At 65.7% G+C, this 11,408-nt stretch carries 13 protein-coding genes; 7 read left to right on the plus strand and 6 right to left on the minus strand.

Annotation, left to right across the window (positions count from 1 at the left end):
- The first annotated feature begins 200 nt into the window (after positions 1 to 200).
- The 4 genes from ACXI0U_RS26530 (at position 201) to ACXI0U_RS26545 (ending at position 2,353) form a co-directional block, all read left to right on the plus strand.
- The gene (locus ACXI0U_RS26530; protein ID WP_031289061.1) at positions 201 to 707 is read left to right on the plus strand and encodes a response regulator; all 507 of its coding nucleotides are present in this window, start codon (positions 201 to 203) and stop codon (positions 705 to 707) included.
- A 174-nt stretch (positions 708 to 881) separates the two neighbouring features.
- Complete coding sequence (locus ACXI0U_RS26535; RefSeq protein ID WP_265170330.1) at positions 882 to 1,313, plus strand: PaaI family thioesterase; 432 nt, start codon at positions 882 to 884, stop codon at positions 1,311 to 1,313.
- Positions 1,313 to 1,720 carry a PaaI family thioesterase gene (locus ACXI0U_RS26540; protein WP_431483228.1) on the plus strand — a complete coding sequence of 136 codons (408 nt, stop codon included), beginning with the start codon at positions 1,313 to 1,315 and terminating at the stop codon, positions 1,718 to 1,720. Before ACXI0U_RS26535 ends, ACXI0U_RS26540 begins: the two co-directional genes overlap by 1 nt.
- 63 nt (positions 1,721 to 1,783) lie before the next feature.
- Positions 1,784 to 2,353: a TetR/AcrR family transcriptional regulator gene (locus ACXI0U_RS26545; protein WP_431483229.1), complete on the plus strand. Its 570-nt coding sequence runs from the start codon at positions 1,784 to 1,786 to the stop codon at positions 2,351 to 2,353.
- Positions 2,354 to 2,412: 59 nt separating this feature from the next.
- On the opposite strand, the gene ACXI0U_RS26550 is transcribed toward ACXI0U_RS26545, so the two are convergent.
- On the minus strand, positions 2,413 to 4,590 hold the full coding sequence (locus tag ACXI0U_RS26550; RefSeq protein ID WP_431483230.1) for a malate synthase G: 2,178 nt from the start codon (positions 4,588 to 4,590) through the stop codon (positions 2,413 to 2,415).
- Positions 4,591 to 4,905: 315 nt separating this feature from the next.
- On the opposite strand from ACXI0U_RS26550, the gene ACXI0U_RS26555 reads away from it, so the two are divergent.
- Together ACXI0U_RS26555 and ACXI0U_RS26560 are read left to right on the plus strand one after the other, a co-directional pair.
- Positions 4,906 to 5,352 (plus strand): GNAT family N-acetyltransferase, encoded by a 447-nt coding sequence (locus ACXI0U_RS26555; RefSeq protein WP_043245742.1) that lies wholly within the window; start codon positions 4,906 to 4,908, stop codon positions 5,350 to 5,352.
- A 30-nt stretch (positions 5,353 to 5,382) separates the two neighbouring features.
- Positions 5,383 to 5,904: a glycine cleavage system transcriptional repressor gene (locus ACXI0U_RS26560; RefSeq protein ID WP_263402793.1), complete on the plus strand. Its 522-nt coding sequence runs from the start codon at positions 5,383 to 5,385 to the stop codon at positions 5,902 to 5,904.
- Between the two features lie 214 nt (positions 5,905 to 6,118).
- Here the strand turns inward: ACXI0U_RS26560 and rarD are convergent, their stop codons facing one another.
- The 5 genes from rarD to ACXI0U_RS26585 all read right to left on the minus strand — a co-directional run bounded on the left by rarD (position 6,119) and on the right by ACXI0U_RS26585 (position 10,118).
- On the minus strand, positions 6,119 to 7,009 hold the full coding sequence (gene rarD, locus ACXI0U_RS26565; RefSeq protein WP_043245743.1) for an EamA family transporter RarD: 891 nt from the start codon (positions 7,007 to 7,009) through the stop codon (positions 6,119 to 6,121).
- Between the two features lie 174 nt (positions 7,010 to 7,183).
- Positions 7,184 to 8,158 carry a serine/threonine protein kinase gene (locus tag ACXI0U_RS26570; protein ID WP_374979654.1) on the minus strand — a complete coding sequence of 325 codons (975 nt, stop codon included), beginning with the start codon at positions 8,156 to 8,158 and terminating at the stop codon, positions 7,184 to 7,186.
- 81 nt (positions 8,159 to 8,239) lie between these two features.
- Entirely contained in the window at positions 8,240 to 9,004 is a 765-nt protein-coding gene (locus ACXI0U_RS26575; protein ID WP_431483231.1) for a TOBE domain-containing protein, read from the minus strand.
- 64 nt (positions 9,005 to 9,068) lie between these two features.
- Positions 9,069 to 9,803, minus strand: a complete 735-nt coding sequence (locus tag ACXI0U_RS26580) for a ComF family protein (protein ID WP_431483232.1) — start codon at positions 9,801 to 9,803, stop codon at positions 9,069 to 9,071.
- A 21-nt stretch (positions 9,804 to 9,824) separates the two neighbouring features.
- Entirely contained in the window at positions 9,825 to 10,118 is a 294-nt protein-coding gene (locus tag ACXI0U_RS26585; RefSeq protein WP_021222751.1) for a hypothetical protein, read from the minus strand.
- A 218-nt stretch (positions 10,119 to 10,336) separates the two neighbouring features.
- On the opposite strand from ACXI0U_RS26585, the gene bioB reads away from it, so the two are divergent.
- On the plus strand, positions 10,337 to 11,392 hold the full coding sequence (gene bioB, locus ACXI0U_RS26590; RefSeq protein WP_021222750.1) for a biotin synthase BioB: 1,056 nt from the start codon (positions 10,337 to 10,339) through the stop codon (positions 11,390 to 11,392).
- Positions 11,393 to 11,408 lie beyond the last annotated feature (16 nt).

An 11,408-nucleotide genomic window follows, 5' to 3' on the forward strand; every position in this document is an offset into this window, starting at 1 on the left:
CTACCGGTCGCTCGGTCGCCAAGGCCGGGGCTGTCTGGACCGGGGTTTTGCGTGCGTGCCGTCGCGTTGGTCGTTTTTCGTACCGTTCGGCGGGGGTGCAGGAACTCTTATGTTCATCCGCTATCACACAGGCGTAATCCCGCGCATTCCGGTTTTGTGTGGAGCAGCGCGCCTGCAACGGCCGCTACGAGGTGAAGTCCATGAGCTACGGTGACTTGCTGAGCCAGGAGGAGATGAAGGCCCTCGATGAGCTCGTGCGCGTGCCCAACGCCCAGCCCAGCGTCCTGCTGGTGGACGGCGACGAGGCGGCGCGTGACGCCCTGGCCGAGCGGTTGCTGGCCCAGGGCATCGTCTGCACCACCGCCGGCAGCGCCGAGCAGGCACTGGCGCTGCTGCTGGCGCGGCCCTCCATCGACCTGCTGGTGACCGAGCTGCACCTGCCCTGCGGCGGCGGCCTGGAGCTGGTCCGCGAGGTTCGCCAATCGGCACGTGCCGACCTGCCGGTGATCATCACCAGCGGTGACGCCGATGTGCAGGACGCTATCGAGGCCATGCGCCTGAAGGTGCTCGATTTCCTGCTCAAGCCCGTGGATATCAGCCGCCTGGTTACGCTGGTGCGCAACGAGCTGGGTGCTCCGCCGGCGAAGAGCCCGCCGGTGAGGGCGAGGCAAGGCAAGGCCGAAATCCTCGCGCTGAAAAGCGCCTGAAGCCGCCGCGAGGCGGCTTTTCATTTCCTCCCTCCGTTCATCAAGGTGCTGGTTGGCCTGGCATTCGCCGGCCTGATGCAGGCCTGCGCCTGCTTGTGGGTGATCGCTTTCTGAGCAAAATAGTTAGACCGGTCTATATAAAAAGGCCGGCCATTTTCTTCAGGAGGACGTGTCATGAGTGAGAATCCGCGTTTGCTGGAAAGACTCGAGGCGGTGATCCGCGCCACCCCCTTCGCTGCGCTGATGGGCGCGCGCGTCAATGCGCTGGGCGATGGCGTCGTCGAGTTGGAAGTCGACGTGAAGCCGGAGGTGATGCACCAGCACCATGGCTTCGTGCATGGCGCAGTGGTCGGCTTCATGGCCGACAGCGCCTGCGCCTGGGCGGCGGCCTCGGTGGCGGGGGACGTGGTGACCTCGGAGTACAAACTCAACCTGCTGGCGCCGGCGGTGGGTGAGCGGTTGCTGGCCCGGGGGCGGGTGCTGAAGGCATCGAGCCGGTCCCTGGCCACCTTCGCCGAGGTCTTCGCGATCAGGAATGGCGAAGAGAAGCTGGTGGCGGTGGCCCTGGCCAGCGTGGCCAAGGTCGGTGGCGAGGGCGGACGCTGATGGACGACGCGATCCCTCCCGGTTTCGAGCCGCTGTTCCGCAGCAGCCCCTTCCTCGATCTGCTGGGCCCGCTGTATTCCCGGCGCGACGAGGAGGGCGGCCTGGTCATCGCGGCGCGCATCCAGCAGAAGCACTGCAACCTGCGGGGCACCGCCCATGGTGGTTTGCTCTGCACCCTGGCGGATGTCGCGCTGGGCTACTCCACGGCCTTCTCCCAGGAGCCGCCCCTGGCGATGGGCACGGTGAACCTGAGCCTGGACTTCTGCGGAGCGGCACGCCTGGGCGACCTGGTGGAAGTGCGCACGGCGATCCACAAGATCGGCCAGCGCCTGGCCTTCGCCAGTGCCGACCTGAGCAGCAGCGGGCACCCCGTGGCCCGCGCCAGCGCTGTGTTTCATATTCCCTGAAGCTCGGGCATGCTTTGCGCGCGCCGGGGGACCGGCGCGCGTCACTGCCCTTGAGAGGTTCCCTTGCCGAAGAAATCCAACGCTGCCGATCGCGTCGTGCGCGCCACCGCTTCACTGCTGGCGAGCAAGGGCTATTTCGGCACCGCCCTGGGCGACATCATCGCGCGCTCGGAAACGCCCAAGGGTTCGCTCTATCACTACTTCCCCGATGGCAAGCCGGAGATCGTCGGCGCGGCGATCGACTTCGTCGCCAGCGAGGTGCGTGCGCATCTCGAACAGGCCGCAAGCCGGGCGCCCCATGCGCGCAACGCCCTGCTGGGGTTCACCGCCACACTGCGCGGTTGGCTGGAGGCGTCGGGCTACGCCGAGTCCTGCCCGATCTTCGCCACCACCTTGAGCATCGACGATGGGCTGAACGGCGTTCACCAGCGTTGCGGCGCCGCGCTGGATGGCTGGCACGGCGTGTTCGAGCAGGCGCTGGGCGCGGACGGTGTGCCGGCGGCTGTCGCCGAGAGCCGTGCCTGGTTGCTGATCGCCGCCCTGGAAGGCGCGCTGGGTGTGGCCCGGGTGCAGCGTTCGCTGCGGCCGCTGCAATTGATCGAGGCGGAGCTGCTGCCCTTGTTGCCGGGATGAAGGGCTTTTCACAGGCATGAAAAAACCGCCCCGAGGGGCGGTTTTTTGTGGAGCCCGGCTTACAGGCCGTTCTTCGCCTTGAACTCGCGGCGACGACGGTGCAGGACCGGCTCGGTGTAGCCGTTGGGCTGCTTGGTGCCTTCGACCACCAGTTCGACCGCGGCCTGGAAGGCTACGTTGTCGTCGAAGTTGGGGGCCAGCGGGCGGTACAGCGGGTCGTTGGCGTTCTGACGGTCAACCACCGGGGCCATACGCTTGAGGCTGGCGAGGATCTGCTCCTCGGTGACCACGTTGTGGCGCAGCCAGTTGGCCAGCAGTTGGCTGGAGATACGCAGGGTGGCGCGGTCTTCCATCAGGCCGACATCGTTGATGTCCGGCACCTTGGAGCAGCCGACGCCCTGGTCGATCCACCGCACTACGTAGCCGAGGATGCCCTGGGCGTTGTTGTCCAGTTCGTTCTGGATCTCGTCGGCGCTCCAGTTGGTGTTGGGCGCCAGCGGGATGGTCAGGATGTCGTCCACCGAGGCGGGCGTGCGCTTGGCCAGCTCGGCCTGACGGGCGAACACGTCGACCTTGTGGTAGTGCAGGGCGTGCAGAGTGGCGGCGGTCGGCGACGGCACCCAGGCGGTGTTGGCGCCGGCCAGCGGGTGGCCGATCTTCTGCTCGAGCATGCCGGCCATCAGGTCGGGCATGGCCCACATGCCCTTGCCGATCTGGGCGCGGCCTTGCAGGCCGGTGGCCAGGCCGATGTCGACGTTGTTGTTCTCGTAAGCGCCGATCCACTTCTCGCTCTTCATGGCGGCCTTGCGCACGACGGCGCCAGCTTCCATGGAGGTGTGGATTTCGTCACCGGTGCGGTCGAGGAAGCCGGTGTTGATGAAGACCACGCGCTCGCTGGCGGCCTTGATGCACGCCTTGAGGTTGATGGTGGTACGGCGCTCTTCGTCCATGATGCCGACCTTCAGGGTGTTGCGCGGCATGCCGAGCACATCCTCGACGCGGCTGAAGATTTCAGCGGCGAAGGCGACTTCTTCCGGACCGTGCATCTTCGGCTTGACGATGTAGACCGAGCCGGTGCGGGTGTTCTTGCGGCTGGTGTTGCCGTTGAGGTTGTGCAGGGCGATCAGGCTGGTGAACAGCGCGTCCTGGATGCCTTCCGGGATCTCGTTGCCGGCGGCGTCGAGAATGGCCGGGTTGGTCATCAGATGACCGACGTTGCGCACGAACAGCAGACTGCGGCCGTGCAGGGTCAGCTCGGAACCGTCGGCCTTGGTGTAGACGCGGTCGGGGTTCATGGTGCGGGTGAAGGTCTCGCCGCCCTTGGACACGCTCTCGGCCAGGTCGCCTTTCATCAGGCCCAGCCAGTTGCGGTAGACCACGGTCTTGTCGTCGGCGTCGACGGCGGCAACGGAGTCTTCGCAATCCATGATGGTGGTCAGGGCGGCTTCCATCAGCACGTCCTTGACGCCAGCGGCATCGGTCTTGCCGATGGGGCTGTTGGCGTCGATCTGGATTTCGAAGTGCAGGCCGTTGTGCTTCAGCAGCAGGGCTTGCGGGGCTGCGGCATCACCCTGGAAGGCGATGAACTGGGCAGCGTCCTTGAGGCCGGTGGCGGTGCCGTCCTTCAGGGTCACGGCGAAGGCGCCGTCCTTGATGGCGTAGGCGGTGGCGTCGACATGGGAGCCGTCGTGCAGCGGGGCGGCTTCGTCGAGGAAGGCGCGGGCGAAGGCGATGACCTTGTCACCACGGACCTTGTTGTAGCCCTTGCCCTTCTCGGCGCCGTTCTCTTCGCTGATCACGTCGGTGCCGTAGAGCGCGTCGTACAGCGAGCCCCAACGGGCGTTGGCGGCGTTCAGCGCGAAGCGGGCATTCATCACCGGTACGACCAACTGCGGGCCGGCCATGCGGGCGATTTCTTCGTCGACGTTGGTGGTGGTGGCATGGAAGTCGGCCGGCTCGGGGAGCAGGTAGCCGATTTCCTGAAGGAAGGTCTTGTAGGCCACGGCATCGTGGGCCTGGCCGGCGCGGGCCTGGTGCCAGGCATCGATCTGCGCCTGGAGTTCGTCGCGCTTGGCGAGCAGGGCTTTGTTCTTGGGCGCCAGGTCATTGATGACCGCTTCGGCTCCGGCCCAGAACTTATCGGCGCTGAGGCCGGTTCCGGGGATGGCTTCGTTATTCACGAAGTCGAACAGGACTCTGGCGACCTGCAGGCCACCGACTTGAACGCGCTCAGTCATTGCTTGCCTCACTCTGCTCAATATCCGCTTCGGACCATGCTCCAGTGCTTGTAGTCCGAGCCGCGGCATACTACATGAACCCGTCGTAAAAATCATGGGCGTGCGTCGCTATGCGACCGGAAAACGCCTTACAGTCACAGCGGGGGCAGAATGTTCTCAAAAAACTGGGTGATTGTTCCAGATAAATCTTAAAAACGTACACGATTTCTGAAAAAACGTGCCTGCGACCCAGCGCCGCAGGCTGTGAAGGTAGATTTCGGGACTACATCCAGCTCTTTTCTATACTCCTCCCACTACAAAAAACGGAGTTCCACCATGGCTGTGCATGCCGTAACCGCTGCCGATATCGATGAGCTCGCCGCACTCTTTTCCGGCTACCTGGATTTCTACGAAGTGCCGCGCCCCCTGGGCGAGGTGCGTGATTTTCTCGGCGACCGCCTGGCGCGCGGCGATTCGGTGCTGTTCATCGCGCGTAGCCTGGAGGGCAGGGCGCAAGGGTTCGTGCAGCTCTACCCCTTTATGTCGTCCCTGGCCCTGGCGCCGGCCTGGTTGCTCAGCGACCTGTACGTCGCCCCCGATGCCCGCCGGCAAGGCGTGGGCGAAGAGCTGATGAACGCGGCGCGTGCCCATGGCGAGGCCACCGGTGCCTGCGGCCTGCAGCTGGAGACGGCGAAGACCAACCTGGCCGGCCAGGCCCTGTACGAGCGCCTGGGCTACGTGCGTGATCAGGTGTACCTGACCTATTGGCTGAGCCTCGCCTGAGGCGGCCCCACTTAAAGCAAGGAGTAGAACGTGGACCATCTGGTACTGACGGTAATCGCCCCGGATCAGCCCGGGTTGGTGGAACGGGTCGCCCAGTGCATCGCCGCCCATGGCGGCAACTGGCTGGAAAGCCGCATGTCACGCATGGCCGGGCAGTTCGCCGGCATCCTGCGGGTGGCGGTACCGGCCGAGGGCTATGACGAACTGGTGGAAGGGCTGCAGGGCCTGGCCGCCCACGGCATCCGGGTGATGCTGGCGGAGAGTGGCATCGAGCCCTCCTGCACCTGGAAGCCGATCCTGCTGGACCTGGTGGGGAACGATCGCCCCGGCATCGTCCGCGATATCACCCGGCTGCTGTCCGAGGAGGGGGTGAACCTGGAGCGCCTGGTGACCGAGGTGAAGCCCGCGCCCATGAGCAGCGAGCCGCTGTTCCATGCCGAAGCGTTGCTGGCGGTGCCGCTGACGCTTTCGCTGGATGTGCTGCAGAGGCGCCTGGAGACCCTGGCCGACGACCTGATGGTGGAACTCAACCTGCAGCCCCAGGCGTCCTGAGCCGCTATCCCCGGAAAACCTGGGCAAGCCTGTGGATAACCTGGGGAGCGTAACGGCTGCGCCACGCGGGGCGGGCCTTTCCGCTACCTGGGTGAAAAACGAGCTAAATCAGCGGCTTGTGCACAAAGGGCGGGGATGGAGCTGTGGATAACCTTGGGAGAAACGGCTACAGGCCTCGCGTTGCATGGCCTGTAGCCGATCGTTCGTTTTCTGCTCAGCCGACGTTGCGACGCAGGGTGAACCAGGCGTCGACGCTGTAGACGAGCAGGCCGGCCCAGATGAAGCAGAAGGCGACGAGCTTGCTCGGGTCGAAGTGTTCGCCATAGAGGAAGATGGCCTGCAGCATCACCAAGGTCGGCGCCAGGTACTGGAGGAAGCCCAGGGTGGTGTAGGGCAGGTGGCGGGCGGCGGCGTTGAAGCACACCAGCGGTACCAGGGTGATGGGGCCGGCGGCCATCAGCCAGAAGGCTTCGGGCGTGCTCCAGAACGCCACCTGGCTGGTCTGCGCCACCGGGTGCAGGGCCAGCCAGCCCAGCGCGATAGGCAGCAGCAGCCAGGTTTCCACCACCAGCCCGGGCAGCGCGGCTACCGGCGCCTGCTTGCGGATCAGCCCATAGAAACCGAAGGTCAGCGCCAGGGTCAGGGACACCCAGGGCAGGCTGCCCACTTGCCATATCTGCTGCGCCACGCCCGCAGTCGCCAGGCCCACGGCGAGCCATTGCAGGCGACGCAGGCGCTCGCCGAGCAGCAGCATTCCCAGCAGCACGTTCACCAGCGGGTTGATGTAGTAGCCCAGGCTGGCTTCGAGCATGCGCCCGTTGTTCACCGCCCAGACGTAGACCAGCCAATTGGAGGCGATCAGCATGCCGCTGGCGGCGAGGATGCCGAAGCGTTTCGGGTTGGCCCGCAGCTCACGCAGCCAGCCGGGGTGCTTCCACACCAGCAGCAGGAGGGCGCCGAACACGGCGGACCAGACCGCGCGATGGACGATGATCTCTAGGGCAGGGACGGCCTGGATGGCTTTGAAGTAGATGGGGAACAGGCCCCAGATGATGTAGGCGGTCAGGCCGAGGATGTACCCGCGACGCGGGTTGGCGGTGGCCATGCAGGGTCCTTGCTTAGGTCGCTAACGAAAGGTCCGACATTCTAGAGGCCGCCTGGCCGACTTGTCTGTGTGCTCAGGATCTTCTAGTGCAGCTCAGTCAATCCAAGCGTAAGGAATACGTTACGACGCGACCGGCAGGGCGGTGCATGCGTGCACCGCCCGCAGCCTCGTGCGTCAGAACAGCCGCAACGGCTCTTCATCCATCGCCGAGAGTTGCTCGCGCAGGATCAGCACCTGGTCGCCCCAGTAACGCTCGCTGCCGAACCAGGGGAAGCTCATGGGGAAGGCCGGGTCGTCCCAGCGCCGCGCCAGCCAGGCGCTGTAGTGCATCAGGCGCAGGGCGCGCAGGGCTTCGATGAGGGGCAGTTCGCGCGGGTCGAAGTCGTGGAATTCCTGGTAGCCGTCCACCAGCTCGGAAAGCTGCGTCAGGCGTTCGTGGCGCTCGCCGGCCAGCATCATCCACAGGTCTTGCACCGCTGGGCCCATACGGCAGTCGTCGAGGTCGACCATGTGGAAGGTTTCGTCACGGCACAGCAGGTTGCCGGGGTGGCAGTCGCCATGCAGGCGGATGGCTGTGTAGCGCACCTCGCCGAAGCGCTGGTCGAGGCGCTTGAGCAGGTCGCGGGCGACGGACTCATAGGCCGGCAGCAGGCTCTTGGGCACGAAGCCGCCTTCCAGCAGGGTGTGCAGCGAGTCGTGGCCGAAGGCCTGGACGGTCTGGGTCTCGCGGTGTTCGAAGGGGCGCACGGCACCCACCGCATGCAGGCGGCCGAGCAGCTGGCCGAGGCGGTAGAGCTGGTCCATGTTGCCGGGCTCGGGGGCGCGGCCGCCGCGACGGGGGAACAGGGCGAAGCGGAAGCCGGCATGTTCGAACAGGGTTTCGCCATCCCGGGAGAGCGGGGCCACCACCGGGACTTCATGTTCGGCGAGCTCGGCGCTGAAGGCGTGCTCTTCGCGGATCGCGGCGTCGGTCCAGCGTTGCGGGCGATAGAACTTGGCGATCAGCGGCTGCTCGTCCTCGATGCCGACCTGGTAGACGCGGTTTTCGTAGCTGTTCAGGGCCAGCACGCGGGCGTCACTGAGGTAGCCCAGGCTCTCCACTGCATCGAGCACCAGGTCGGGGGTCAGTTCGGCGAAGGGATGGGACATGGGTGGCTCCGATGGATTGGGCGGCAAGTCTAGCGCCAATGGCACCAGTGGGGCGGCCTATCTATCTATAAGGAGCGCATCTCAGAGCGGGGTGCCGAGCAGAACCTGGCTGGGGGAGAACTGGGCGCGGGCCATGCTGCCGGGCTGCAGGCCATCGGCCTTGAGTTGCTGGGCTTCGGCCAGGGCGCACAGGGTCTGGCCGCTGGCCAGGGTGATGCGCACTTCGCTGGGGCCTTCGTCATCGGGCAGGATCGCTTCGATGCGGCCTTCCAGGGCGTTCATCTGCGGGTCGGGCGTAGCGCCCAGGGACTGTACGCTGAGCCAGCCGGCCTTCATCAGGGCGATCACGCCGCCGCCGGGGGCGAGCTCCAGTTTTTCGCTGCTGTCATGGGTGATCTGCGCGCGCATGCTCGCACCACCGGGGAGTTCGATCTCCACCACGTCGTTGCGACCCTGGGCGTGCAGCGCAACGACCTTGCCGCTGAGCTGGTTGCGGGCGCTGGTGCGCAGCATCAGGCGGCCGAGGCGCTCAAGGTCCTGCTCGCTTTCGGCGCTTTCCAGCAGACGCGCCTGCAGGCTTTCCATGCGTTTGAATAGGGCCAGCAGGCGCTCGCCCTCGGCGGACAGCCGTGCACCGCCGCCGCCCTTGCCGCCGACGCTGCGTTCGACCAGGGGCTTCTCGGAAAGGTTGTTGAGTTCGTCGATGGCGTCCCACGCGGCCTTGTAGCTCAGCCCCGCGGCCTTGGCCGCGCGGGTGATCGAGCCCTGCACGCCGATCTGCTCCAGCAGGGCCATGCGCTGCGGGCGGCGGGTCAGTTGCTGGGTCAGGGGCGTGAGCTGGCTCATGGCGGATAACTGCTGGTGAATATGGCGCAGCAGGCTGAGTGAGTCTGACGCTTCAGTCAAGCACTCAGGGCGTGCTGCCGGGTTTGGGCGTGCGGGCCAGGCAATAGATGTCGACCCGTGCGGCGCCGGCGCGTTTCAGCAACTGGGCGAGGTATTGCGCGGTGGTGCCGGTGGTCAGCACGTCATCCACCAGGGCCAGGTGCAGCCCGCTCGGCGCGGCGTGCCTGGCGAGCTGGAAGGCGCCGCGCAGGTTGCGCTTGCGGGTGGCGGCGTCCAGGCCTTGCTGGGCGGGGGTGTCGAGGGCGCGGAGTAGCCAGTCGTCGTGCACGGGCAGGCGAAGTTGACGGCCAAGCCAGTGGGCGAGCATCTGCGCCTGGTTGAAGCCGCGCTGGCGTTGGCGCCGGGCGGCCAGCGGCACCGCGAGCAGGGCATCGGGGCGGGGTTCACCTGCGGCCTGGGTCCGTTGCAGGTGGTTGGCCAGCAGCTCCGCCAGCAGGCGCCCCAAGGGCCATTGGGCCTGGTGCTTGAAGCGGGTGATGAGGCTGTCTACCGGGAAGTCATAGCGCCAGGCGATGTGGGCGGCATCGAAGGCGGGTGGCTGCTTCAGGCATTCGCCGCACACCAGCCCGTGGGCGGGGAGGGGCAGGGCGCAGACGCTGCAACAGCCGTCCAGCCAGGGGAGGTCGCCTTCGCAGCCGGGGCAGATGGGCAAGGTGCCGCCGCTCGCCCACGCGCCGCATAGCGCGCAGGTCGGGGATGGGGTGACGAGGTGGCGCAGCAGGTGGACGATCCTGTCCATGGCGCCCCTCCGTGGGCGAGGTCAGTGAATCAGCCAGCTCATGACGACCAGGCCGAGGAAGATGAGGATCAGGCCGCTGATGATGCCCTTTCGCAGCAATGCGCGTACGCCGCTGAACAGCAGGAGCAGGCCGAGAATGAGTACGACGAAGCTGAAGATCGACACATCCATGCCGATGGCCCGCGCGAGGCCGTGGAGAAAGTCGTCCATGGCCGCCCAGACGCCGCCGAGGACGGTGGAAAGGAGGTCCACGATGAAGCGGATCACCTTGCCGATCGCCTCGCCCAGCCAACTGAAGAAACCGTCGTTACCCATGCTCATTCCTTATGCGTTCAGGACCGTCAGGGTCTTTGATCCAAACGGCAGCCAAGGGTTCTTTGTGGTTAATAAATAACCAGATGTAAACCTGTGTCGAATTTTCGGTTGACAGCGTCATACCCCAAAATCAAGATGCCCATCAGCCTGAATTCCCGCGCTCGCCGTCGGGATTTCCCCTTACAAGAGGCGCGATCCACGCGTCGAAGGAAGCTCCCATGAGTGCAACCGCAGCCATCTCCACCCGCCACGACTGGTCCCTCGCCGAAGTGCGGGCGCTGTTCGAGCAACCCTTCAATGACCTGCTGTTCCAGGCGCAGACCGTGCATCGCAGCCACTTCGACCCGAATCGCGTGCAGGTTTCCACCCTGCTGTCGATCAAGACCGGCGCCTGCCCCGAAGACTGCAAGTACTGCCCCCAGTCCGGCCACTACAACACCGGCCTGGACAAGGAAAAGCTGATGGAGGTGCAGAAGGTCCTGCAGGCCGCTGCCGAGGCCAAGGCCATCGGCTCCACGCGCTTCTGCATGGGCGCCGCCTGGAAGCACCCTTCCGCCAAGGACATGCCCTACGTGCTGGAGATGGTGAAGGGCGTGAAGAAGCTCGGCCTCGAGACCTGCATGACCCTCGGCCGCCTCGACCAGGAGCAGACCCAGGCGCTGGCCGATGCCGGGCTGGACTACTACAACCACAACCTCGATACCTCGCCGGAGTTCTACGGCAACATCATCACCACCCGCACCTACAGTGAGCGCCTGCAGACCCTGGCCTACGTGCGCGAGGCGGGGATGAAGATCTGTTCCGGCGGCATCCTCGGCATGGGCGAGTCGGTGGACGACCGCGCCGGCCTGCTGATCCAGCTGGCCAACCTGCCGGAGCACCCGGAGTCGGTGCCGATCAACATGCTGGTCAAGGTCAAGGGCACGCCGCTGGCCGAAGAGAAGGACGTCGACCCGTTCGACTTCATCCGCACCCTGGCCGTGGCGCGCATCATGATGCCGAAGTCCCATGTACGCCTCTCCGCAGGCCGCGAGCAGATGAACGAGCAGATGCAGGCCCTAGCCTTCATGGCCGGCGCCAACTCCATCTTCTACGGCGAAAAACTGCTGACCACCGCCAACCCCCAGGCGGACAAGGACATGCAGCTCTTCGCTCGCCTCGGCATCAAGCCGGAAGAGCGCGAAGAACACGCCGACGAAGTGCACCAGGCCGCCATCGAACAGGCGCTGGTGGAGCAGAGAGACTCCAAGCTCTTCTATAACGCTGCTGTTTAAAGACGGCGAGCTGGAA

This window comes from Pseudomonas sp. C9D1 (genome assembly GCF_056491235.1).